Consider the following 21,657-nt stretch of genomic DNA (forward strand, 5'->3'; position numbering starts at 1 on the left):
GGGTGCGCAGACGGCGCTGCAGTGCTCAGAGGCACGCGCATGCGCTCGCGTCCGCCCCCTGTTCGGTCCGGGGACTCGTTCCGCGGCAGGCGGTCGACCCAGCCGGGACCGGCGACCAGCAAAGCCGATAATCACTCCGGAGACCGACGATCGAAGCTACCTCAGCCGGAACCGAGGCCGACTGTACGACAGTCACATAGTGATAACAAAGGGGGGAGATTGCTTTGCATCCAGGTGAACTGTCCCTATTCAGGCGGCCCCTCGGAGTGGCCAAAGTCACGGGGCCGGCCCGCGCTCCGGATCAGCGCCCCGGCCGCGCCGGACCGCGCTCGCCCCAGGGGGCGGCACCCCCGCGCACGGCTCGGTGACCTCGGGACGGCGGGAACCCCCTGCGGGCCGCCCCGGCCCATGGCGCACGGCGAGACGGGACAGCCCTTGGGCTCCCCCCGTGGACGGGCAGGAGAAGGAGGACGCCCGGCGCCGGCTCGCCGGGGAAGGCGTCACCGAACGCGACGACGGGACCTGGGCCGACGCCACGTGCCCCGGGCGTCGTCTCACCGCCGCCGAGGTCGCGGTCGCCCGTGCCGAGGACGTGTTCGGCGAGGAGTCCGAGCCGCCGGAAGCCCTGCGCCTGGCCTTCGGCCTCGTGGACCTGCTCGACGCGTACCGGGTGACCGGCGAGATCCGCTTCGCCCTCGCGGACCCGGACGACGGCCTGCCCGCCGAGGCGGTGTGGGACGGCTACCGCGGGCGCCCGGAGGCGCCGACGGCCGGCGAGACGGTGCCCTGCTCGCTGCGGGTCGACGGGTTCGAGGACCGCGGGACCTCCGCGGCCGCCTTCGAGGAGGTCCTCGGCCGCGATGCCACCCGGCTGCGCGAGGACGCCCCGGCGCCGCTGCCCCGCCGCGCCCGCCGGGTGCCGGAGGTGTCCGGCCCGGTGCCGTGGCCGGTCCAACTGCCCGCGTACCGGGCCGCCGCCGCGGTCGCCGCGCTGCGCCCGGCGGTCTTCCGCGGCCTGCCGGACGGCTGCCACGCCGTCTACGGCGGGCTGGACCCGGCGGCGGCGCTGGACCTCCTCACGGCGCTCGGCCTCCCCCCGGACACCGAGCACCCGCCGGCACCGCGCCGGGCCCTGGCGGCCGGGCACGCGAACCACCACCGCGCCCCGCACGCCTGGACGGACGAACCGGCCCCGGCCCGGACGGACGCCGGGCCGGGGCCGGTGGGTGCCGGAGGGACGCTCAGGCGTCCTTGGCGCAGATCACGTTGACGAACCCGGCGTCCAGGTCCGTCTGCGCGGGGCCCGACTGCCCCACGGTCAGCACCGCGCGCCAGCCGCGCACCTCGCCGTCGGTGAAGGCCGGGCCCGAGAGGACCGGGCTGACGTGCCGGTAGTTCGAGACGAACCCGCCTCCGGTCGCGTGCCAGCCCTCCTTGCAGAACACCATGGCGGCGCCCTCGGTCTCCCCCTTCTTGATCACGATCGGCGCACGGCCCGCGTAGGTGCCCGGGTCGGCGGCGACCGCCGTCCCCTGCCCCAGGCCGCATGCCACCAGCACGCTCAGCGCGATTCCGGCCGCCCGCCGGGCCCTCGGAGAAAGCATGGTCCTCTACTCCTCTGTTCGTCGTGGACCGACCGGCACGGCATACCCCGGCGCGGTCGGCCGGTGGCCGCCGGACCCGGCGACCACCCCGAGGTCCAACGGCGGGGGCCGGGCGGGGACACCGCCCGTCCGGGTGACACCGGGCCGCACCCCGCGGGCGCCACGGGAAGCACCCGGCCAGCCGAGGCCACCCCGCTACGGCAACCGGCCCTGCGCGTTGCGCTCCCGCACCCGGGCGCGCAGCAGCTCCGAGAACGAGGCCGCCTTGAGCTCCCCCGGAGGGCACTCCCACTCCCGGCCCCCGCCGAGCGGGCGCAGATAGGCGTCCGGCCCGAGGTAGGCCATCACCCGCCCCACCCGCCCGCTGCGCAGGTCCACGGCGTAGCTGCCGGGCTCGGGCCCGGCGGCCGGGAGGGTCACCGCTCCACCGCCCCGAGCGCGTCCGCGAGCCGCGCGGCGGTCTCCAGCGTGCAGCGCCCCAGGTCGACCAGCGGACAGGGGGTCTCGCTCGCGAGCGTGACCACGTCGACCCGCAGCGACGGCAGGGTCACCGAGGCCGCCGCCAACTCGCCCCTGAGCCGGGCGATCACCTCCTCCGCGGCCCGCAACCGCTCCCCCGAACGCACGACCTGTGCCATGACCCGCTCTCCTCCACCACTGGTTGTCAGACTTCCCTCACCCAGAGTGTCGATCACTCGCTAGCCTGGGAAGCGGCGCAGACCCAACAACACCTGCTGCTGCTCCAGGAGCCGCCCCATGCCCGGACCCAAGGACCTCGACCCGTCGGCCTCCCCGCGGGCACTGCTCGGCGCGGAACTGCGCCACGCCAGGACAAGAGCCGGACTCACCCAGGACCAGCTGGGCGAGGCGCTGTTCGTCAGCGGCTCCTACATCGGGCAGATGGAGGCGGGCACCCGGCGCATCCTCCCCGAGCACGCCGCCCGGCTGGACGAGGTGCTGGGCACCGGCTCCTTCTTCGCCCGCAACTGCGCGGCCTGCCACCGCTCGCGCTATCCGGACCACTTCGCCGAGGCGGCGGAGGCGGAGCCCCTGACGGAAACCCTCAAGGAGTTCGAGCCGACGCTCATCCCGGGGCTGCTCCAGACCGAGCCCTACGCCCGGGCGGTCTTCCGCGCCTACCGGCCGACGGCGGAGGAGACGGCCGTCGACGAGCTGGTGGCGGCCCGGCTGGACCGTGCCGCGCTGCTGGCCGATCCCACCCGGCCCCTGTTCTGGGTCATCCTGGACGAGGCGGTGCTGCACCGCCGGGTCGGCGGCCCGGCAGTGATGGCCGGGGCACTGCGCCATATGACGGGCCTGGCGCGCAGGCGCCGGATCATCCTCCAGCTGCTGCCCTTCTCCGCGGGCGCCCACGCCTCGCTCGAAGGCTCGATCAAGCTGATGACCTTCCCCGACGCGCCCCCGCTCGCCTATCTCCAGGGCGTGGGCTCGGGGCGTCTGGAGGACGATCCGGCCACGGTCGCCCGCCATCAGCTCACCTTCGACCTGCTGCGGGCGGCCGCGCTCGCGCCGGAATCCTCCTTGGCGCGGATCGAGGCGGTGGCGGAGGATTACACGTATGAAGAGCAGCAGCCCTGAGCACGATCTGAGGCCCGCCGTCTGGTCCACCTCCTCCTACAGCGGCGGCAGCGGCGGGAACTGCGTGGAAGTCGCCCTCGCCTGGCGCAAGTCCAGCCACAGCGGCGGCGGGGGAGGCGACTGCGTGGAGGTGGCGGAGGGCCACCCCGGCATCGTCCCCGTCCGGGACTCCAAGGCCCCCGACGGCCCGAAGCTCGTGTTCGGCGCAGACGCCTGGTCGGCCTTCCTCGGGGGGCTCGGCCGCCCCTGACCGGGACCGCCGGGCGGCGCCGCGGGCACACCCGAGACTCGGGATCCGAGCGTCGAGCGCCTTTCTGACGGAAGGGGTGGCCGGGCCTCAACCCGCCCCCCCACCCTGCCGGTTGACATGAACCGGGCACAGAGCGCGAGCGATTTGCCACGCAGCGTCATCTCGCTCTAGCGTGCCGGAAAACGAACGACCCCCGTCGGGTGCTACCAACACCCGCGGGGGCCTGACCGCACGATCGAAAGGCACTCGATCCCATGGCTGACGCCGAGCTTAGTAGCGCCCCCCATCCGCCCGCCAACCCCGGCTACGGCAAACGTACGACCCCGGGCGGGCATCCGCGCACCGGGGCCGACTTCACCGGCCTGCCGCCGCGCGAGGCGGCCCTCGCCTCCTTCGTCGACCGGCTCCCCGAGGGCAGCGACATCTCCGTGAAGACGCTGGCCAGGCTCACCCCCTACGGCCAGTGCGCCGTCGCCCGCGCCCTCAACAACCTCATCGCGGCCGGCCACTTGAGGCGCGGACGGGAGTGCGTGACGAACCCCTCGGGAAGCCCCGTGTGGGTGACGCGCACCTGGTGGTCGCGCACCGCCCGCGACGACGCCTGGTGGGCCGCCTTCCGGCGCGGCGACGCGGTCGAGGAGCGCCGCCGGACCACCCTGCCGCGGGCCTATGTGGTGCTCGCCGCGCTCGGCCGGGAGAACCCCGCGATGTCCCTGTCGCACGCCGACTGCACGGCGCTGGCGCCGCTGGTGGAGGAGTGGTTCGCCCGCGAGGCGACCGACCGTCAGGTGCTGTGCGCGCTCACCGAGGGCCTGCCCCGGCCGGTGCACCACCCGGCCGCGCTGGCCCGGCGGCGCCTGGTCGACAAGCTGCCTCCCGCGCCGCCGCCGAGGCCGCGGCCGGTCCGGGTGCTGGAGTGCGGCGGCTGCGGGGCCCCGGCCCGGGGCGGGGAGCTGGTCCGCGGGGCGTGCCGCCGCTGCCGGGGCCTGGCGGCCGGACCGCCCGCGGCGCTGCCGCCCGACCGGGTCCGGGCCCTGGCCGCCGAGGCCCGCGCCGCGGCCGCCCGCTCCGGGGAAGGGACCTCGTCCTCCCCGCCCCGGGCAGAAGGGCCGTCATGACCGCGCCGGGGCCTGGCGGCCGGGGCGATCGCCCCGGCTGAGGAGGACGGGTCCGCCGAGGAGACCGTGCGGGAACTCCTCACGGAAGGGGAAACGCCCGAGGGCGGCACCCCTTGGGGGTGCCGCCCTCGGTCCGTGCGGACGGGTCCGATCCGGAAGCCGGATCAGAAGTCCATGTCACCGCCCGGCATGCCGCCACCGGCAGGCGCGGCGGCCTTCTCCGGCTTGTCGGCGATGACGGCCTCGGTGGTGAGGAACAGCGCGGCGATCGACGCGGCGTTCTGCAGCGCGGAACGCGTCACCTTCGCCGGGTCGATGATGCCCTCGGCGATCATGTCGACGTACTCGCCGGTCGCGGCGTTCAGGCCGTGGCCGACGGTCAGGTTGCGCACCTTCTCCACGACGACGCCGCCCTCGAGGCCGCCGTTGACGGCGATCTGCTTGAGCGGGGCCTCCAGGGCCAGCTTGACGGCGTTGGCACCGGTGGCCTCGTCGCCGTCGAGCTCCAGCTTCTCGAAGACCGCGGAGGCCTGGAGCAGGGCCACGCCGCCACCGGCGACGATGCCCTCCTCGACGGCCGCCTTGGCGTTGCGCACGGCGTCCTCGATGCGGTGCTTGCGCTCCTTGAGCTCGACCTCGGTGGCGGCACCGGCCTTGATGACGGCCACGCCGCCGGCCAGCTTCGCCAGGCGCTCCTGGAGCTTCTCGCGGTCGTAGTCCGAGTCGCTGTTCTCGATCTCGGCGCGGATCTGGTTCACCCGGCCCGCGACCTGCTCGCTGTCACCGGCACCGTCGACGATGGTGGTCTCGTCCTTGGTGATGACGACCTTGCGGGCGCGGCCCAGCAGGTCCAGACCGGCGTTCTCCAGCTTGAGGCCGACCTCCTCGGAGATGACCGTGCCGCCGGTGAGGATGGCGATGTCGTTCAGCATGGCCTTGCGGCGGTCGCCGAAGCCCGGGGCCTTGACGGCGACGGACTTGAAGGTGCCGCGGATCTTGTTGACGACCAGGGTCGACAGGGCCTCGCCCTCGACGTCCTCGGCGATGATCAGCAGCGGCTTGCCCGACTGCATGACCTTCTCCAGCAGCGGGAGCAGGTCCTTCACCGCGGAGATCTTCGAGTTGACGATCAGGATGTACGGGTCGTCCAGGGACGCCTCCATACGCTCCATGTCGGTGGCGAAGTACGCCGAGATGTAGCCCTTGTCGAAGCGCATACCCTCGGTGAGCTCCAGCTCCAGACCGAAGGTCTGGGACTCCTCGACGGTGATGACGCCTTCCTTGCCGACCTTGTCCATGGCCTCGGCGATCAGCTCGCCGATCTGGGTGTCGGCGGCGGAGATGGAGGCCGTGGAGGCGATCTGCTCCTTGGTCTCGACGTCCTTCGCCTGCTCCAGCAGCGCACCGGAGACGGCCTCGACGGCCTTCTCGATGCCGCGCTTCAGGGCCATCGGGTTGGCACCGGCGGCCACGTTGCGCAGGCCCTCGCGGACCAGGGCCTGGGCCAGCACGGTCGCGGTGGTCGTACCGTCGCCGGCGACGTCGTCCGTCTTCTTGGCGACTTCCTTGACCAGCTCGGCGCCGATCTTCTCGTACGGGTCCTCGAGCTCGATCTCCTTGGCGATGGACACACCGTCGTTGGTGATCGTGGGGGCGCCCCACTTCTTCTCGAGGACGACGTTGCGACCCTTGGGACCAAGGGTGACCTTGACGGCGTCGGCGAGCTGGTTCATCCCGCGCTCGAGACCGCGCCGAGCCTCCTCGTCGAACGCGATGATCTTGGCCATGTGAAGTGGTCCTCCCGGACTGGGGTGGATACATCGGATCGCGCCCGGCGCCCGCGACGGCCGGCCTGCGCGCCCTGTGGTTCCTTGCCCCACACGGCTCGCGGACCTCACCGACCCGATCCAAGTTCTGTCACTCTCACTCGGAGAGTGCTAACCAATGATTAGCACTCGACCCCCTCGAGTGCAAGCGCCTTCGAAGAAGGCTCCATGAGGGGTGGCGGTCGGGAGACGGGTGGGGGCAAGCGCCTTCGAAGAAGGCTCCACTGGGGTGGCGGTCGGGAGACGGGCGGGGGCAAGCGCCTTCGAAGAAGGCTCCGTGAGGGGTGGTGGTCGGGAGACGGGCGGGGGCGAGCGCCTTCGGAGAAGGGCCCGACCGGGGCGGGCGGGGGGCGTGCGCCGTCGCGTGTGGCGGGGCGGGGCCGACACGCGCGAGGGGCCCGCGTCCCGAGCGTGTCGGGATGCGGGCCCCTCGGCCTGAGTGCGTCGGTGGCCGAACGCGCCTGGACCGATCGGATCAGACGGCGAGCTTGACCATGTCCGCCTGCGGACCCTTCTGGCCCTGCGAGATCTCGAACTCGACCCGCTGACCCTCTTCAAGGGTGCGGTAGCCGTCCATCTGGATGGCGCTGTAGTGGACGAATACATCCGCACCACCGTCGACCGCGATGAAGCCGTACCCCTTCTCCGCGTTGAACCACTTGACGGTGCCCTGAGCCATGCCTAACTCCCCTATTACTGGCCCTTGCACAGGACCGCACTTCGCGGACCCGGGTCAGACCTCACCCCGACAGGTGGGGTGTGCGCCGGAACGCGTCGACCGCGGCTGAATGTATCTGCCCAACTGCCCTCTGCAACAGGTCAATCGGACGAGAAATCCGGGCAGGACCGATCGAGTGATCTATGCGAATACGTGGCTTTCCGGGGCAAGTCGGGCCCGACAAAACAGCACTATCAAGGCATTTCACGCACAGACTTTGGCCGCTTTCTTGCGGTGGGGAGCCCGTTCCCGCGGAGAAGGCGAAGGGGGCTTCCCAGACTCTACCGCGCTCAACCATGCGGAAATGCCCCCTCCCGACGGCTCGGGGAGGGGGCAGAACGGCCGGCTCCGGGGCCCCGGGCGCGCCAGCGCGCACCGGGCCCTTCCGGACGGGGCTCCCGCGGGGCTCAGCAGCCGCCCGCGACCGCCGGGATGATCGAGACGCCGGCACCCTCGGGGGTCGCCGTCTCCAGGCCCTGCTCGAAGCGGACGTCGTCGTCGTTCACGTACACGTTCACGAAGCGGCGCAGCTTGCCCTGGTCGTCCAGGACGCGGGCGGCGATACCGGTGTGGTTCTTCTCCAGGTCGGCGATGACCTCGGCGAGGGTGCCGCCCTCGGCGCTGACCTCGGCCCGGCCGCCGGTGTAGGTGCGCAGGATGGTGGGGATGCGGACGTTGACGCTCATGCGAGGCCAGCCTCTCGGAAGGAGTCCAGGTTGGGGCGGATGACAGCGGTCATACCCGTCGTGGGCTCCACCGCGTCGAGGGTCTTCAGGCCGTCACCCGTGTTGACGACGACCGTGGTGAGGGAGGGGTCGATGGCACCGGCCTCGACCAGCTTCTTCGCCACACCCAGGGTCACTCCGCCCGCGGTCTCCGTGAAGACGCCCTCGGTGCGGGCGAGCAGCTTGATGGCGTCGACGATCTCCGCGTCGGTGACGTCCTCCACCGCACCGCCGGTGCGGCGGCAGATGTCGAGGACGTAGGGGCCGTCGGCCGGGTTGCCGATCGCGAGGGACTTGGCGATCGTGTCCGGCTTCTGCGGGCGCACCACGTCCTGGCCCGCCTTGAAGGCCGCGGAGACCGGGGAGCAGCCCTCCGCCTGGGCGCCGAAGATCTTGTAGGGGCGGTCCTCCACCAGGCCGAGGCGGATCAGCTCCTGGATCCCCTTGTCGATCTTGGTGAGCTGGGAGCCGGAGGCGATCGGGATGACGATCTGGTCGGGGATGCGCCAGCCGAGCTGCTCGCAGATCTCGTAGGCGAGCGTCTTGGACCCCTCCCCGTAGTACGGGCGGAGGTTGACGTTGACGAAGCCCCAGCCCTCGCCCGCCGGGTCGCCGATCAGCTCGGAGCAGAAGCGGTTGACGTCGTCGTAGTTGCCCTCGATGCCGACCAGCTCGCCGCCGTAGACGGCGGCCATGACGACCTTGCCCTGCTCCAGGTCGCTCGGGATGAACACGCAGCTGCGGAAGCCGGCGCGGGCCGCGGCCGCGCCGACGGCGCCCGCGAGGTTGCCCGTGGAGGAGCAGGACAGGGTGGTGTAGCCGAAGGCGCGGGCGGCCTCCAGCGCCTGCGCCACGACCCGGTCCTTGAAGGAGTGGGTCGGGTTGCCGGAGTCGTCCTTGACGTGCAGCTTCCCCGGCTCGATGCCCAGCTCGCGGGCGAGGTTGTCGGCCTGCACCAGCTTGGTCCAACCGGGGTTCAGGTTGGGCTTGGAGGCGACGTCGGCGGGGACGGGCAGCAGCGGCGCGTAGCGCCAGATGTTCTCGGGGCCGTTCTCGATCCGCTTGCGCAGCCCCTCGGGGTCGCCGGTGGGGAGGTCGTAGGCGACCTCCAGCGGTCCGAAGCAGACCTCGCACGCGAAGACCGGGCCCAGGTCGAAGCGCTCACCGCACTCGCGACAGGAGAGCCCGGAGGCGGGGCCGAGATCGACGGCGCCCGTGCCGGCGGCGGAGGGAGCGGCGGTGGCAGAAGTCTGTACAGCCATGGAGGCGAGGCCCTTTCTCCTCATCTTCCTCATGGCGCATCTCGCCATGAGACGGATTTGGCACCTTCCCTAGCCGGGAGCCTCGCGTCGTACGCAACGAGACCGGCTGGAGGGTTGCCGGGGCTTCAACGGGCCGTTTCCCTCTGCCCCTCTGGATGAGCGGTATTCGATTGTCCGCGCGGTACCACCCCGACATGCGACGGTCGTCCGCGTTGTTCAAGACTGTAACCGAACCCCCGGACGGTTGAGCCGGTCGTCCGATCCGCGAGATGGAGATCACGTGCTGGATGAGGTGGAGCGCTGGCTGGCCCGGCGGTCCTGGACGGTGGCGGACCGCCCGATGGGACGGCTGCTCGCCGCCAAGCAGGAGACCACGGTCAGCGTCGTGCTCCCCGCACTGAACGAGGAGGCGACGGTCGGCGAGATCGTCTCCGTGATCCGCGGGGAGCTGATGACGCCTTCCGCACCGCTGGTCGACGAGCTGGTCGTGCTCGACTCCGGGTCCACCGACGCGACCGCGGAGGTGGCCGCCGCGGCCGGGGCGCGGGTGGTCCACCGGGACGCGGTGCTGCCGCGGCTGCCGGCGGTGCCGGGCAAGGGCGAGGTGCTGTGGCGCTCCCTGCTGGTGACCGGCGGCGACGTGGTGTGCTTCGTCGACGCGGACCTGCGCGACTTCTCCCCCGACTTCGTCACCGGGACCGTCGGGCCGCTGCTGACCGAGCCCGACGTCCACTTCGTCAAGGCCATGCACGACCGGCCGCTGGCCGGGGAGCCGGGGCAGGGCGGCCGGGTGACGGAGCTGGTGGCCCGCCCCCTGCTCAATCTGCACTGGCCGCAGCTGGCCGGGTTCGTCCAGCCGCTGGGCGGCGAGTACGCGGCGCGGCGCTCGCTGCTGGAGCGGCTGCCCTTCCCCGTCGGCTACGGCGTGGAGATCGGGCTGCTGGTGGACGCGCTGGCCACGGTCGGCCTGGACGCGCTGGCGCAGGTGGACGTGGGCACCCGCAAGCACCGCCACCAGGACGGGCAGGCGCTGGGGCGGATGGCCGCGGCGATCTACCGCACCGCGCAACTGCGCCTGGCCCGGGGCCATCTGGTGCGTCCCTCGCTCACCCAGTTCGAGCGCGGGGAGCGGGGGTTCGTACCCCGGACGTACCAGGTGGACACGGAGGAGCGGCCGCCGATGCGGGAGATCGGGGAGTACGCGGCACGCCATGCCGCATAGCGGGCAATCCACGGTGTGCTTGTCGTTCTTGTCTACCTTTTCACCCTATGGACGCCATGGATGCCTTCCTGTACGCCACTGGCCGCTCCCTCGCCCTGACGGGACAGCACGGCCAGCACCTCGCCCGGACGGGCACCGCCGCCGAGCAGCTCTGGCTGCTCGGCGGAGTCGCGCTCAGCCTCACCGCGGCCGGGGTCGTCGCGGTCGCCGCCGTCCGTGGCCGGAAACGCGACCACTGAGCCGCGGCCTTGCCGCACGCACGTTTGAGCCCGGGTGGTACGGGCTACGTTCGCCACATGGTCCACGACGCTGCACAGATCCTCGTCGCGTCCAACCGCGGCCCGGTCTCCTACACGCCGACCGGTGACGGCGGCGTCGAAGCACGGCGCGGGGGCGGCGGAGTCGTCTCCGGGCTCTCGGCGATCGGGTCCGACGCACGGTCCCTGTGGGTGTGCGCGGCCCTCGGCGAGGGCGACCGTCACGCGGTGCGCCAGGGCGTGGGCGAGGACGGTGTCCGGATGCTGGACATCGATCCGGAGGTCCACGCGGCCGCCTACAACGGCATCGCCAACTCCGTTCTGTGGTTCCTCCACCACATGCTCTACCAGACCCCCCTGGAGCCCGTGTTCGACCGGGACTTCGAGCGGCAGTGGGAGGCGTACCGGACCTACAACCGCGCCTTCGCCGAGGCCCTCGCCGCCGAGGCCGCCGACGGTGCGGCGGTGCTGGTGCAGGACTACCACCTGGCGCTGGTGCCGGGGATGCTCCGCGAGCGGCGGCCCGACCTGAGAATCGGCCACTTCTCCCACACGCCCTGGGCGCCCCCCGAGTACTTCCGGATGCTGCCCGACGCCATCGCCGGGGAGCTGCTGCGGGGCATGCTCGGCGCGGACCGCCTGGGCTTCCTGACCCGCCGCTGGGCGGACGCCTTCACCGCGTGCTGCGCCCAGCAGCTCGGCGGCACGGACGCGGCGGTCACCGCCGTCCACGCCCTGGGCGCCGACGCGGAGTTCCTGCGCGAGCGCTCCCGCAGGCCGGACGTGGAGGAGCGGATGGCCGAGCTGCGCGAGGCCGTCGGGCCGGGCCGCCGGACGATCGTCCGGGTGGACCGCACCGAGCTGTCGAAGAACATCGTGCGCGGCCTGCTCGCCTACCGCGACCTGCTCACCTCCCGGCCCGAGTGGCGCGGGAGGGTCGTGCACATCGCGCTCGCCTACCCCTCCCGCCAGGACCTCCCCGTGTACCGCGCGTACACGGCCGAGGTGTCCCGGCTGGCCGCCGCGATCAACGAGGAGTTCGGCACCGGGGACTGGACGCCCGTCGTGCTGCATGTGAGGGACGACTTCGCCCGCTCGCTGGCCGCCTACCGGATGGCCGACGTGGCGCTGGTCAACCCGATCCGCGACGGCATGAACCTGGTGGCCAAGGAGGTTCCGGTCGTCTCGGACGAGGGCTGTGCGCTCGTGCTGTCCCGGGAGGCGGGCGCCCACGAGGAGCTGGGCGAGTTCGCGATCACGGTCAACCCCTACGACGTCACGGCGACCGCCGAGGCACTGCACCGCGGCCTGATGATGCCCGCGGCGGAGCGCGCGGAGCGGACCAAGCACCTCGGGGCCGCGTCCACGGCGCTGCCGCCGCGCCGGTGGTTCCTGGACCAGCTGGAGCCCCTGCGCTCCTGACGGCGGCGCCGTCCACGCGAGGGCACCCGCCCGCGACCGCCCCCGTCACCCACCAGGGCAGGTCGCCCAGTACGGACGCGAGGGCGCGCGCCCGCGACCGCCCCACCCCCGGCCGGTGGTCGCGGGCGCGCGGGGCGGGCCGCCCGGCACGTCGGCGTCCCCCGGGGCGGGCCCGCGGCAGTCGCGTCCGCTGCGGCCCGCCGCCGCCCGCGTCACCGCAGGGTGAGCGGGGTCTCCGACCCGACCCGGGTCAGCTTCTCGGGGTTGCGCACGTAGAACAGGCCCGCGATGCGCCCCTCCTCGACCCTGACCGCGAGCACCCCGTCGACCTCCCCGTCCACCCGGACGAGGAGCGCCGGGCGGCCGTTGACCACGGCGGGGTCGCTGGTGACCACCGCTCCGGTCTTCCTGATGCTGCCGAGGTAGAAGCGGGCCACCTTCTCGGCGCCGACGATCGGCCGCAGGGCGGCCTGCTTGACCCCGCCGCCGTCGCTCACCAGCACGACGTCCGGGGCGAGCACGTCCAGCAGCTCCTGCGGGTCGCCGGTCTCCAGCGCCCGCCGGAAGGACTCCACGGCCGCCCGCGCCTCGCGCGGGGAGGCCACCGTGCGCGGGCGGCGGGCCTCCACGTGCTTGCGGGCCCGGTGCGCGATCTGCCGGACCGCCGCCGGGCTCTTGCCCACCGACTCGGCGATCTCGTCGTAGCCGACGTCGAACACCTCGCGCAGCACGAAGACGGCGCGCTCGGTCGGCGCGAGCCGCTCCAGCACCAGCATCATCGCCATCGACAGGCTCTCGGCGAGTTCCACGTCCTCGGCCACGTCCGGCGCCGTCAGCATCGGCTCGGGCAGCCACTGGCCGACGTAGGACTCCCTGCGGCGCTTCATGGTGCGCAGCCTGTTGAGGGCCTGCCGGGTCGTGATCCGCACCAGGTAGGCCCGCGGGTCGGCCACCTGGTCCGGGTCGACCTCGGCCCAGCGCAGCCACGTCTCCTGGAGGACGTCCTCGGCGTCGGCCGCCGAGCCGAGCATCTCGTAGGCGACGGTGAACAGCAGGTTGCGGTGGGCCACGAAGCTCTCGGTGGCCGGGTCGGCGGCGTGGTCGCTCATCTCTCGCCCCTCCTGGGCGGCCGGGGCGCTGGGCCGCCGGGTGCGGTTCGGGTGGATCGGGTGGATCGGGTGGATCGGGTGGATCGGGTGGTGCGTGCCGGCCCCGTGGTGCGTGCGGTCGGGGCGGTCGGGGCGGTCCGCGGGGACGGCGCGACCGGCCCGCGGCCCCGCTCCCCGCGGGCGGGCGGGGCCGGGGCCGGGGCCGGGGCCGGGGCCGGGGCCGGGGCCGGGGCCGGGGCCGGGGCGGCGGCCTGCCCGGCCGCCGTGCCCCCGCCGTCCGCGGTCCGGTGGACGCCGCTCACGCGGCCGGTTCGGCGGCGGGCAGCGCCGTGCCCTGCCCGCCTCGGAGCGCCTTGCGGCGCGCGGACCCGCCGGGGACACGGTGCAGCTTGTAGGAGCCGGGCTTGGCCGCCTCACCGGACAGCTGCTTGACGACGCTGTCGCAGACCAGCTCCTTGAGCCGCCCGCCCGGCCGTCCGTCGAGGTGGACACCGACCGCGACGTCCGAGCGGTGGGAGAACTGGAAGATCCCGGTCCGCCGCCCCAGGCTGATGCACTGGCCCGCGAACACCTGGTTCAGCGGTGCGGGCCGCTCGCCCTCGATCCGGGCCAGCACGGTGTCCGCGGCCCGGGCCCCCAGCGGCATCGCTGCCTGGCAGCTCATCCGCAGCGGCAGGCCGGACGGGGCGGCCGAGTCCCCGGCCGCGAGGATGCGCGCGTCGTCGACGGACGTCAGGGTCTCGTCCGTGAGCAGGCGGCCCAGCGCGTCGGTGCGCAGACCGCTGCGCCGGGCCAGGTCGGGCACCGCGAACCCGGCCGTCCACACGGTCACCCGGCTCGCCAGCTCACGGCCGTCGACGAGGCGCACGGCCCCGGCCGTCACCTCCGTCACCTGCGCGCCGGGCCCGTCGAGGACCCGCACGCCGAGTGCGGCCAGCCGCCCGGCCACCGCGCGGCGCCCCCGGGGGTGGAGGTAGGGGCCCAGCACCCGGCCGCAGACCAGGGTCACGGCGCGGCCCAGCTCCGCCAGCTCGGCGGCGGTCTCGATCCCGGTCGGGCCGGCTCCGACGACCGTCACCGGGGCCGTCGCGGGCTCGGCGTCGAGCACCGGGCGCAGCCGCTGCGCCTCCTCCAGGCCGGCGATCGGATAGGCGTGCTCGGCCGCGCCCGGCACCCCGGGATCGGCACTGCCGCTGCCGACGGCGTACACCAGGTAGTCGTAGGGCAGCGTGCCGCCCGATGCCAGCTCCACCCGGCGCCGGGGCGCGTCGATCCGGGCCGCGCTGTCCACCACCAGCTCCACGCTCCCGGCCAGCACCTCCCGGTACGCGACGACGGCGTCGCCCGTGCCGCCCGCCAGCTGGTGCAGCCGGACCCGGTGGACGAAGGACCCACGCGGGTTGACGAGCCGCACGGTCACGTCCCCGCGCCTGGTCAGGCGGTTGGCCGCCATCACGCCGGCGTATCCGCCTCCGACGACGACCACCTCGGTGTTCTCGCTCATGGCCTCTCCCTCGTTCCCCGGTGGACTTTCCCCATCCCGGTGGGCTCGACCTCAAGACACCGCGGAGGCGGACGCTGTGACAGCCTATGGCGCAGATCACGTCCTACGGGTGGTACAGGGCGCGGGCGCGTGCCGGGTCGGCGGGCCCGCCGCCGTCCCCGAGGTCGAGGAAGTGGCGCACCTGCCACGCCTGGGTGCGCCGGGCCGCCGGGCCGGTCGGGGCGGCCCACGGCGGATAGACGCGGAAGCCGCGCCTGCCGCCGGAGCCTCCCGAGGAGACGATCCCGTGGTCGCGCAGCGTCTCGCGGGGGAAGACGAACTGCCCGAAGCCTTCGCCGTCGCGGCTGCCGACGACGAAGAGGTCCACCGCGTCGGCCGCGTCGAAGGGCCGGATCGGGCCCGCCTCGGACCTCTGCCACAGGGTGACGAACTGCCCCGCCCTCGCCGGGGTGGTCCTGGCCGCGCGGAACCGGACCGAGCGGCCGTCGAGCGTGAACCCGCAGGCCGCGTACGCCGCGCTCTCCGGTTCGGGCACGGGGGGCGAGCAGGCGAACCCGGCCGGGTCGTAGACCAGCGCCTTCGCCGCCAGCAGGTCGCCGTGGAGCCCCGCCCACGCCTCGTCCGTCACCGCGCCGCCGCCATGCCGTCATCCTGCCATCGGGCCGGTGGGCACCACCCACCGGCAATGGCCACCCGGCGGACTGCCCGGCCGCGGGGGCCTCCGGGTGTCCTACAGCCGCTCGGCGAGGGCCGCCAGCAGCTCCGCCACGGCCGCGGGGCCCGGAAGCACCAGGTCCGCGCGCTCCGCCAGCTCCGGCACCTCGCTCCCGCTGCACACGAGCAGCCCCGGCACCCCGTCCGACCGCAGTTTCCCGACCGCGGCGAAGGCCGCGAGGTCGCCGAGGTCGTCCCCCGCGTACAGGACGGCCCCGGCACCGGACCGGCGCACATGGGCGTCGAGGGCGACCCCCTTGTCCATGCCCGGGGGGCGCAGTTCGAGGACCATGCGCCCCGGTTCGAGAACCAGTCCGTGGCGGGAGGCGAGCGAGGCCATCGGCTCGCGCAGCGCCTCGAAGGCGCCCTGCGGGTCGTCGGCGCGCCGGGTGTGGACGGCCACCGCCCGGCCCTTCTCCTCGATCCAGGCGCCCTGCCGGACGCCGGCGGCCTCCAGGACGCCCGGCAGTTCGGCCCGGGCGGCGGCCACTCCGGGGTGCGCGGCCGGCCCGGTGACCGTGCCGGTGGCGGCGTCCCAGCGCTCGGCGCCGTAGTGGCCGAGCACCACGAGGTGGTCGAGCCCGGGCACTCCCGCGAAGCCCCCGTAGCGGACGGCGGTCCCGGCCGGGCGGCCGGTGACCACGGCCACGGAGGCGACCCTCGGGGCGAGCCGGGCGAGCGCGGGGACCACGCGCTCGTGCGCGCGGGCCTGCTCGGGGTCGGGCACGATCTCGGCGAGTGTGCCGTCGAAGTCGAGGGCCACGACGGTCTCGGCGGGCCGGTCGAGGACGGCCGCGAGTCCGTCGCGGCCCGCGGGGGTGGACGGCGTCGGCAGGGTGTGTGCGTACGGGGAGCTGCCCATGCCCCGACCTTAACGGCGGGATCTGCGTGCGTCCCTGACACGGCGAAGACGGTTCACGGTGACCGGATCGTGTACCAGGGCGCGGGGGTCGTCGAGGAGGGCGTTGAGCAGCTGGTAGTAGCGGACCGGGGAGATGCCGAGCTGCTCCCTGATCGCCCGCTCCTTGGCCCCGGGGCCGGACCAGGTGCGCCGTTCCATGGCGAGCACGGACTGCTCGCGGGCGGGCAGCCCGGTGCTCTGCGGCTCCTCGGTCATACGATCCAACCTATCGCCCGGCACCCCCACCCGGCCCCGGGCCCGGTCCTGGCCCTGGTCCTGGTCCTGGTACCAAGCCCGGGCGCCCCCGGCTCCGTGGGGGCCCAACCCCGGGCCCGGCCCTGGGGCCGGGCCCCGAGCCCCGGGCCCGGTCCTCGCCCGGGCCGCAGGCCTGAATCCGGGCCCCGGGCCCGGCCTACTCGGCCGCCTCGGCCTCGGCCGCGTCGCCGTCGATCTCGGAGAGGGTCGCCGCCACGCTGCCGCCGGGCTCCATCGCCTTGCCGATCTTCTTCTTGATGGTCTCGCTCACGGCCGCCCAGGAGGTCTTGCCGACCGGCGGGAGGACGGAGGTGGGCAGCGCGTGCAGGAACTCGCGCAGGTCCGCGTGCTCCGGGTCCTTCTCCATGGCCTCGGAGGCGGTGACCGTCGGCGGCAGCAGGTCGTTCTGCCGGGCGAAGGCGAGGACGTTGGCGTCGCTGAAGACGTAGTCGAAGAACGCGCCGATCTCCTTGCGGTGGCCGTTCTCCTTGAAGCCCATGATCCAGTCGGCGACGCCCATCGACCCCTTGGCCTCGCCCTCGCGCCCCGGCAGCTCGACCTTGCCGACGTCGACGCCCTCCTTCTCGGCGGCCTGCATCAGGGACGGGTGCCCGTTGAGCATGCCGACCTCACCGCGGGTGAACGCGGCGAAGGCGTCCTTGCGGTTGAGCTCGCCGGGGGCGACCGGCCCGGTCAGGCCGGGCTTGACCAGCTCGTCCCGGAGCCATTCGAAGGCGCTGATGTTGGCCTGGGAGTCGATGGCGTACTTGTCGACCGCGTCGGTGTAGCCGGTGCCGCCGCTCAGCAGCCACATCAGGGTCTCGGCCTGCGCCTCCTCCGGGCCGAGCGGCAGCGCGAAGGGGTAGCGGACCCCGCTGTCCTTGAGCGCCCGGGCGTCCTCGGCGAGTTCGTCCCAGGTCTCCGGCGTGCCCGTGATGCCCGCCTCGGCGAAGAGCTCCTTGTTGTAGAAGAGCAGCCGGGTGGAGGCCGCGAAGGGGAGACCGTACTGGGTGCCCTTGTACTCGCCCGCGTCGGTGAGCGGCACCAGGAAGTTGGACTGCACCGGCACCGACAGCAGCTGGTCGGCCGCATAGAGGCGACCGTCCGCGGCGTAGTCCGCGTAGGCGCCGATCTGGGCGACGTCGGGGGCGTTCCCGGCCTCCACCATCTCGGCGACCTTGCGGTCGACGTCGTTCCAGGACTCGATCTGCACCTCGACCTTGATCCCGGGGTGCTCGGCCTCGAAGGCGGTGGTGAGCTGCTCCCAGTAGACCTTGCTGGTCTGGCCGCCGGAGACGTCGTAGTCGGCGGCGACGAGATGGAGGGTGACATCGCCCGAACCCGTCGCGCCGCACCCTGTCAGCACGGCCGCCATGCCCAGTGCCGCGGTTGCGGCGGTCAGACCTATGAAGGGACGCTGCACTGCTCTCCCCCACCCTCTGCTCGTCGGTTGCGCGCGTCCCCGTCGGCCCCCGTGACGCTCTGCGGATGAACGAAGATTGTCCCACGCATTGCCATGAGGTCTACACCAGTGCCGGTCTCGCTTTCGCAACGTCCCTGCACAACCCCTTCCGCTCCGCGACCGCCGCGCGCCCCACGCAGGCGGGGGGAGGCCCCCTCCGGGCGCCGGCGCACCCCCCTGCCTGCGGGCTTCGCCCCGTCCGAACGGATGGACGAGTTTGTATGGCTTGGCAACAATCTCGCCAAGTGGACTAGACCTATTCGGGTCCTCGGGCGAAACTGTTCCCCGTGAAACACGTCATCGCCCTCGATGTGGGCGGCACCGGCATGAAGGCCGCCCTCGTCGCGGCGGACGGGACCCTCCTGCACGAGCTGCGGCGGGCGACCGGGCGAAAGCGCGGCCCGGACGCCGTGGTGGAGTCGATCCTCGGCTTCGCCGAGGACCTGCGGGCCTACGGGCAGGAGCACTTCGGGGAGCCGGCGCTCGCCGCCGGGGTCGCCGTGCCCGGCATCGTCGACGCCGACCGCGGCATCGCCGTCTACGCGGCCAACCTCGGCTGGCGGGACGTCCCGCTGCGCAAGCTCCTCAGCGAACGGCTGGGCGGAATCCCGGTCGCCCTCGGGCACGACGTGCGCACCGGCGGCCTCGCCGAGGGCCGTATCGGCGCCGGGCTGGGAGCCGACCGCTTCCTGTTCGTCCCGCTCGGCACCGGCATCGCGGGCGCGATCGGCATCGGCGGCACCATCGAGGCCGGCGCCCACGGCTACGCCGGGGAGATCGGGCACATCGTCGTCCGCCCCGGCGGCCCCGCCTGCGGCTGCGGCCAGCGCGGCTGCCTGGAGGCGCTCGCCTCCGCCTCCGCCGTCACCCGCGCCTGGTCCGCCGCCTCCGGCGACCCGGACGCGGACGCGGCGGACTGCGCCGAGGCGGTCGCCTCCGGCGACCCGCGCGCGGTCGCGGTGTGGCAGGACGCCGTCGCCGCCCTGGCCGACGGACTCGTCACGGCCCTCACCCTGCTGGACCCCCGGACCCTGATCATCGGTGGCGGGCTCGCCGAGGCCGGGGAAACCTTGTTCACACCGCTGCGGGCGGCGGTCGAGGAGCGCGTCACCTTCCAGAAACTGCCCGCGATCGTCCCGGCGGCCCTCGGGGACACCGCCGGATGCCTGGGCGCAGGTCTGCTCGCCTGGGATCTACTCGCCACGGAGGTAACCGACTGATGGCCGCTCGCGCCACAGCCACCGTGCTGGCCGGAGCCCGTGTGGTGCTGCCGACCGGCGTCGTCGAGAACGGACGGGTCGTCGTCGAGGGCACGCGGATCGCGGGCGCCGCCGACCCCGGCACTCCCGTGAGGGACCTGTCCGGGCACTGGATCGTCCCCGGGTTCGTCGACATCCACAACCACGGCGGCGGCGGGGCCTCCTTCACCTCCGGCACCGCCGAGGACGTACTGAAGGGCGTCGACACCCACCGCCGGCACGGCACCACCACCCTGGTCGCCTCCACCGTCACCGCGAGCATGGACTTCCTCACCCGGCGGGCCGGGATGCTCTCCGAACTCGTGGAGCAGGGCGACCTGGCGGGCATCCACTTCGAGGGGCCGTTCATCTCCCCCTGCCGCAAGGGCGCGCACAGCGAGGCCCTGCTGCTCGACCCCGAGCCGGCCGAGGTCCGCAGGCTCGTCGACGCCGCACGCGGCACCGCCCGGATGATCACCCTGGCCACCGAACTGCCCGGCGGCATCGACTCCGTGCGGATGCTCGCCGAGCACGGCGTGATCGCCGCCGTCGGCCACACCGACGCCAGCTACGAGCAGACCGTCGAAGCCATCGAGGCGGGCGCCACCGTCGCGACCCACCTGTTCAACGCCATGCCCGGACTCGCCCACCGGGCCCCGGGCCCCATCGCGGCCCTGCTGGAGGACGAGCGGGTCACCGTCGAACTCATCAACGACGGCGTCCACCTCCACCCCGCCGCCCTGGAACTCGCCTTCCGCAGCGCCGGCGCCGGACGCGTCGCCTTCATCACCGACGCGATGGACGCGGCGGGCTTCGGCGACGGGCGCTACGAACTCGGCCCGCTGGAGGTCGAGGTGAAGGACGGGGTGGCCCGGCTGGTGGAGGGCGGCTCGATCGCCGGCTCCACCCTCACCCTGGACACCGCCTTCCGACGTGCCGTCACCGTCGACCGCCTGCCCGTCGAGGACGTCGTGCGGGCCATCTCCGCCAACCCGGCCAGACTGCTCGGCGCCTACGACCGGATCGGCTCCCTGGAACCCGCCAAGGACGCCGACCTGGTGGTCCTGGACTCCGACTTCGTCCTCCAGGGCGTGATGCGCCGGGGCGAGTGGATCGTCGAGCCGAAGGGCGCCTGACGCCGTCTCCGCACCGGCCCCGGACGAGGGGGGGCCGGTGCGGAGGCGGACCCGGGGCTTGGGCCGACCGCCCTCCCTTTGGCATGATCAGGCCCCGTACGAGCTCCGACGCCGCATTCTCGCGAGGTGTGTACGGGTGATCCTGACGGTCACGCTCAACGCCGCCCTGGACATCACCTACCGGGTCCCGGCCCTGACCCCGCACGCGGTCAACCGGGTCGGCGAGGTGCACGAACGGCCCGGCGGCAAGGGCGTCAACGTGGCCCGCGTACTGTCCTCGCTCGGCCACGCCTGCACCGTCACCGGCTTCGCCGGCGGCCACACCGGGGACGTGCTGCGCCGGATGCTCGCCCGCCTCCCGCTCCACGACGCACTGGTGCCCGTCGCGGCACCGACCCGGCGCACCGTCGCCGTGACGGACGACTCCACCGGCGACACCACGCAGCTCAACGAGCCCGGCCCCGCCGTCACCCCCGAGGAGTGGGCCGCGTTCCTCGCCGCCTACGGCACCCTGCTCGACGGCGCCGAGGCCGTCGCCCTCTGCGGCAGCCTGCCCCCGGGCATCCACGTCGGCGCCTACGCCGACCTGGTGCGCCGGGCCCGCGCGGCCGGTGTACCGGTGCTGCTCGACACCAGCGGGGAACCGCTGCGCCGCGGTATCGCCGCCCGCCCCGACCTGATCAAGCCCAACGCGGAGGAGCTGGCGCTGCTGACGGGCTCCCGGGAACCGCGGCGCGCCGTGCGCGACGCCCGCCGCCGGGGCGCGCACGCCGTCGTCGGCTCCCTGGGCCCCGACGGGCTGCTCGCCGCGACTCCCGAGGGGACCTGGCAGGCCGCCCCGCCCGCCGCCGAGCGCGGCAACCCGACCGGCGCCGGGGACTCCGCCGTCGCCGCGCTGCTGTCGGGCCTCGTGGAGGGCCTGCCGTGGCCGGAACGCCTGGCGAGAGCGGCCGCCCTGTCCGCGGCGACGGTACTCGCCCCGGCGGCGGGCGAGTTCGACCGCGGCGCCTACGAGAGGCTGCGCGAGCGGGTGACGGTCACCGCGCACACGGACAACTGACCGCCACCCTGCCCCGGCGCACCGTCAGCGGGGGTCGTCTCCGGCCGGTTTCGTCCCGGTGAGGCACTCCCGGTGAGGCACGTCCCGGTGAGGCACGTCCCGGCGAGGCACGTCCCGGCGAGGCACGTCCCGGCGAGGCACGTCCCGCGGCCCGGACGCGCCACGGCCCCCGCGCGGGGCCTTGGGTTCTAACGGTCCTCGCAACACCCGCGATCTGTGGGAGTTGCGAGGACCGTGGGCGTTGAGCGTGATGATCTTTCGGGGTTGCGGGAGCG

General features: G+C 73.8%; 23 protein-coding genes and 1 riboswitch. Of the genes, 10 read left to right on the forward strand and 13 right to left on the reverse strand.

Features of this window, described 5'->3' with window-relative positions; genetic code table 11:
- The first annotated feature begins 448 nt into the window (after positions 1–448).
- Positions 449–1,270: a hypothetical protein gene (locus ACGF15_RS20750; protein ID WP_392800850.1), complete on the forward strand. Its 822-nt coding sequence runs from the start codon at positions 449–451 to the stop codon at positions 1,268–1,270.
- On the opposite strand, the gene ACGF15_RS20755 is transcribed toward ACGF15_RS20750, so the two are convergent.
- From ACGF15_RS20755 to ACGF15_RS20765, 3 genes are all read right to left on the reverse strand, one after another.
- On the reverse strand, positions 1,242–1,604 hold the full coding sequence (locus tag ACGF15_RS20755; protein WP_345613645.1) for a hypothetical protein: 363 nt from the start codon (positions 1,602–1,604) through the stop codon (positions 1,242–1,244). The genes ACGF15_RS20750 and ACGF15_RS20755 overlap by 29 nt on opposite strands.
- A gap of 195 nt (positions 1,605–1,799) precedes the next feature.
- Positions 1,800–2,024, reverse strand: a complete 225-nt coding sequence (locus ACGF15_RS20760; protein ID WP_256524176.1) for a hypothetical protein — start codon at positions 2,022–2,024, stop codon at positions 1,800–1,802.
- Positions 2,021–2,242 carry a hypothetical protein gene (locus tag ACGF15_RS20765; protein ID WP_362611437.1) on the reverse strand — a complete coding sequence of 74 codons (222 nt, stop codon included), beginning with the start codon at positions 2,240–2,242 and terminating at the stop codon, positions 2,021–2,023. The genes ACGF15_RS20760 and ACGF15_RS20765 overlap by 4 nt, the downstream gene beginning before the upstream one ends.
- A 118-nt stretch (positions 2,243–2,360) precedes the next feature.
- Here ACGF15_RS20765 and ACGF15_RS20770 point away from each other — a divergent pair, with 118 nt between their 5' ends.
- The 3 genes from ACGF15_RS20770 (at position 2,361) to ACGF15_RS20780 (ending at position 4,571) form a co-directional block, all read left to right on the forward strand.
- Positions 2,361–3,203: a helix-turn-helix domain-containing protein gene (locus ACGF15_RS20770; RefSeq protein ID WP_392800854.1), complete on the forward strand. Its 843-nt coding sequence runs from the start codon at positions 2,361–2,363 to the stop codon at positions 3,201–3,203.
- Positions 3,184–3,453 (forward strand): DUF397 domain-containing protein, encoded by a 270-nt coding sequence (locus ACGF15_RS20775; RefSeq protein WP_392800857.1) that lies wholly within the window; start codon positions 3,184–3,186, stop codon positions 3,451–3,453. Before ACGF15_RS20770 ends, ACGF15_RS20775 begins: the two co-directional genes overlap by 20 nt.
- 254 nt (positions 3,454–3,707) lie before the next feature.
- The gene (locus ACGF15_RS20780; protein WP_392800860.1) at positions 3,708–4,571 is read left to right on the forward strand and encodes a hypothetical protein; all 864 of its coding nucleotides are present in this window, start codon (positions 3,708–3,710) and stop codon (positions 4,569–4,571) included.
- 164 nt (positions 4,572–4,735) lie between these two features.
- Here the strand turns inward: ACGF15_RS20780 and groL are convergent, their stop codons facing one another.
- The 4 genes from groL to thrC all read right to left on the reverse strand — a co-directional run bounded on the left by groL (position 4,736) and on the right by thrC (position 9,102).
- Positions 4,736–6,358: a chaperonin GroEL gene (gene groL, locus ACGF15_RS20785; protein WP_256524181.1), complete on the reverse strand. Its 1,623-nt coding sequence runs from the start codon at positions 6,356–6,358 to the stop codon at positions 4,736–4,738.
- Between the two features lie 514 nt (positions 6,359–6,872).
- Positions 6,873–7,076 carry a cold-shock protein gene (locus ACGF15_RS20790; protein WP_005315736.1) on the reverse strand — a complete coding sequence of 68 codons (204 nt, stop codon included), beginning with the start codon at positions 7,074–7,076 and terminating at the stop codon, positions 6,873–6,875.
- Between the two features lie 446 nt (positions 7,077–7,522).
- On the reverse strand, positions 7,523–7,801 hold the full coding sequence (locus tag ACGF15_RS20795) for a MoaD/ThiS family protein (protein ID WP_345613657.1): 279 nt from the start codon (positions 7,799–7,801) through the stop codon (positions 7,523–7,525).
- Positions 7,798–9,102, reverse strand: a complete 1,305-nt coding sequence (thrC, locus tag ACGF15_RS20800; RefSeq protein WP_362611425.1) for a threonine synthase — start codon at positions 9,100–9,102, stop codon at positions 7,798–7,800. The genes ACGF15_RS20795 and thrC overlap by 4 nt, the downstream gene beginning before the upstream one ends.
- A 17-nt stretch (positions 9,103–9,119) precedes the next feature.
- A riboswitch (SAM riboswitch) is annotated at positions 9,120–9,264 on the reverse strand.
- Positions 9,265–9,382: 118 nt separating this feature from the next.
- On the opposite strand from thrC, the gene ACGF15_RS20805 reads away from it, so the two are divergent.
- From ACGF15_RS20805 to ACGF15_RS20815, 3 genes are read left to right on the forward strand one after another with little or no spacing between them, the layout of a single operon-like run.
- The gene (locus ACGF15_RS20805; RefSeq protein ID WP_256524184.1) at positions 9,383–10,324 is read left to right on the forward strand and encodes a glucosyl-3-phosphoglycerate synthase; all 942 of its coding nucleotides are present in this window, start codon (positions 9,383–9,385) and stop codon (positions 10,322–10,324) included.
- A gap of 47 nt (positions 10,325–10,371) precedes the next feature.
- Positions 10,372–10,563, forward strand: a complete 192-nt coding sequence (locus ACGF15_RS20810; protein WP_345613662.1) for a hypothetical protein — start codon at positions 10,372–10,374, stop codon at positions 10,561–10,563.
- Positions 10,564–10,620: 57 nt separating this feature from the next.
- Positions 10,621–12,003: a trehalose-6-phosphate synthase gene (locus ACGF15_RS20815; RefSeq protein ID WP_345613664.1), complete on the forward strand. Its 1,383-nt coding sequence runs from the start codon at positions 10,621–10,623 to the stop codon at positions 12,001–12,003.
- Between the two features lie 212 nt (positions 12,004–12,215).
- Here ACGF15_RS20815 and ACGF15_RS20820 read toward each other — a convergent pair whose 3' ends face one another.
- The 6 genes from ACGF15_RS20820 to ACGF15_RS20845 all read right to left on the reverse strand — a co-directional run bounded on the left by ACGF15_RS20820 (position 12,216) and on the right by ACGF15_RS20845 (position 17,909).
- On the reverse strand, positions 12,216–13,112 hold the full coding sequence (locus ACGF15_RS20820; protein WP_345613666.1) for an RNA polymerase sigma-70 factor: 897 nt from the start codon (positions 13,110–13,112) through the stop codon (positions 12,216–12,218).
- A 298-nt stretch (positions 13,113–13,410) separates the two neighbouring features.
- Positions 13,411–14,616, reverse strand: coding sequence for an NAD(P)/FAD-dependent oxidoreductase (locus ACGF15_RS20825; protein WP_392800867.1), 1,206 nt, complete (start codon positions 14,614–14,616; stop codon positions 13,411–13,413).
- A gap of 103 nt (positions 14,617–14,719) precedes the next feature.
- Positions 14,720–15,244 (reverse strand): MepB family protein, encoded by a 525-nt coding sequence (locus ACGF15_RS20830; RefSeq protein WP_392800870.1) that lies wholly within the window; start codon positions 15,242–15,244, stop codon positions 14,720–14,722.
- A gap of 102 nt (positions 15,245–15,346) precedes the next feature.
- Complete coding sequence (gene otsB, locus ACGF15_RS20835) at positions 15,347–16,192, reverse strand: trehalose-phosphatase (RefSeq protein ID WP_362613613.1); 846 nt, start codon at positions 16,190–16,192, stop codon at positions 15,347–15,349.
- Positions 16,193–16,201: 9 nt separating this feature from the next.
- Positions 16,202–16,447 carry a DUF3263 domain-containing protein gene (locus ACGF15_RS20840; RefSeq protein ID WP_256524191.1) on the reverse strand — a complete coding sequence of 82 codons (246 nt, stop codon included), beginning with the start codon at positions 16,445–16,447 and terminating at the stop codon, positions 16,202–16,204.
- Positions 16,448–16,643: 196 nt separating this feature from the next.
- Positions 16,644–17,909 carry an extracellular solute-binding protein gene (locus ACGF15_RS20845; RefSeq protein WP_345613675.1) on the reverse strand — a complete coding sequence of 422 codons (1,266 nt, stop codon included), beginning with the start codon at positions 17,907–17,909 and terminating at the stop codon, positions 16,644–16,646.
- A gap of 365 nt (positions 17,910–18,274) precedes the next feature.
- Here ACGF15_RS20845 and ACGF15_RS20850 point away from each other — a divergent pair, with 365 nt between their 5' ends.
- The 3 genes from ACGF15_RS20850 (at position 18,275) to ACGF15_RS20860 (ending at position 21,382) form a co-directional block, all read left to right on the forward strand.
- Complete coding sequence (locus ACGF15_RS20850) at positions 18,275–19,168, forward strand: ROK family protein (RefSeq protein ID WP_392800899.1); 894 nt, start codon at positions 18,275–18,277, stop codon at positions 19,166–19,168.
- Complete coding sequence (gene nagA / locus ACGF15_RS20855) at positions 19,168–20,322, forward strand: N-acetylglucosamine-6-phosphate deacetylase (RefSeq protein ID WP_362613606.1); 1,155 nt, start codon at positions 19,168–19,170, stop codon at positions 20,320–20,322. Before ACGF15_RS20850 ends, nagA begins: the two co-directional genes overlap by 1 nt.
- Before the next feature lie 136 nt (positions 20,323–20,458).
- On the forward strand, positions 20,459–21,382 hold the full coding sequence (locus tag ACGF15_RS20860) for a 1-phosphofructokinase family hexose kinase (protein ID WP_392800875.1): 924 nt from the start codon (positions 20,459–20,461) through the stop codon (positions 21,380–21,382).
- The last annotated feature ends 275 nt before the right edge of the window (positions 21,383–21,657 follow it).

This window comes from Streptomyces sp. NPDC048001 (assembly GCF_043203115.1).
Lineage (GTDB): Bacteria > Actinomycetota > Actinomycetes > Streptomycetales > Streptomycetaceae > Streptomyces > Streptomyces sanyensis.

What these genes read in the sequence shown, in the direction of transcription:
- ACGF15_RS20755 (WP_345613645.1), bottom strand. Translation starts at nt 1,604, where the DNA reads ATGCTTTCTCCGAGGGCCCGGCGGGCGGCCGGAATCGCGCTGAGCGTG.
- ACGF15_RS20765 (WP_362611437.1), bottom strand. Translation starts at nt 2,242, where the DNA reads ATGGCACAGGTCGTGCGTTCGGGGGAGCGGTTGCGGGCCGCGGAGGAG.
- ACGF15_RS20770 (WP_392800854.1), top strand. Translation starts at nt 2,361, where the DNA reads ATGCCCGGACCCAAGGACCTCGACCCGTCGGCCTCCCCGCGGGCACTG.
- ACGF15_RS20775 (WP_392800857.1), top strand. Translation starts at nt 3,184, where the DNA reads ATGAAGAGCAGCAGCCCTGAGCACGATCTGAGGCCCGCCGTCTGGTCC.
- ACGF15_RS20780 (WP_392800860.1), top strand. Translation starts at nt 3,708, where the DNA reads ATGGCTGACGCCGAGCTTAGTAGCGCCCCCCATCCGCCCGCCAACCCC.
- groL (WP_256524181.1), bottom strand. Translation starts at nt 6,358, where the DNA reads ATGGCCAAGATCATCGCGTTCGACGAGGAGGCTCGGCGCGGTCTCGAG.
- ACGF15_RS20790 (WP_005315736.1), bottom strand. Translation starts at nt 7,076, where the DNA reads ATGGCTCAGGGCACCGTCAAGTGGTTCAACGCGGAGAAGGGGTACGGC.
- ACGF15_RS20795 (WP_345613657.1), bottom strand. Translation starts at nt 7,801, where the DNA reads ATGAGCGTCAACGTCCGCATCCCCACCATCCTGCGCACCTACACCGGC.
- thrC (WP_362611425.1), bottom strand. Translation starts at nt 9,102, where the DNA reads ATGGCTGTACAGACTTCTGCCACCGCCGCTCCCTCCGCCGCCGGCACG.
- ACGF15_RS20810 (WP_345613662.1), top strand. Translation starts at nt 10,372, where the DNA reads ATGGACGCCATGGATGCCTTCCTGTACGCCACTGGCCGCTCCCTCGCC.
- ACGF15_RS20815 (WP_345613664.1), top strand. Translation starts at nt 10,621, where the DNA reads ATGGTCCACGACGCTGCACAGATCCTCGTCGCGTCCAACCGCGGCCCG.
- ACGF15_RS20820 (WP_345613666.1), bottom strand. Translation starts at nt 13,112, where the DNA reads ATGAGCGACCACGCCGCCGACCCGGCCACCGAGAGCTTCGTGGCCCAC.
- ACGF15_RS20825 (WP_392800867.1), bottom strand. Translation starts at nt 14,616, where the DNA reads ATGAGCGAGAACACCGAGGTGGTCGTCGTCGGAGGCGGATACGCCGGC.
- otsB (WP_362613613.1), bottom strand. Translation starts at nt 16,192, where the DNA reads ATGGGCAGCTCCCCGTACGCACACACCCTGCCGACGCCGTCCACCCCC.
- ACGF15_RS20840 (WP_256524191.1), bottom strand. Translation starts at nt 16,447, where the DNA reads ATGACCGAGGAGCCGCAGAGCACCGGGCTGCCCGCCCGCGAGCAGTCC.
- ACGF15_RS20850 (WP_392800899.1), top strand. Translation starts at nt 18,275, where the DNA reads ATGAAGGCCGCCCTCGTCGCGGCGGACGGGACCCTCCTGCACGAGCTG.
- nagA (WP_362613606.1), top strand. Translation starts at nt 19,168, where the DNA reads ATGGCCGCTCGCGCCACAGCCACCGTGCTGGCCGGAGCCCGTGTGGTG.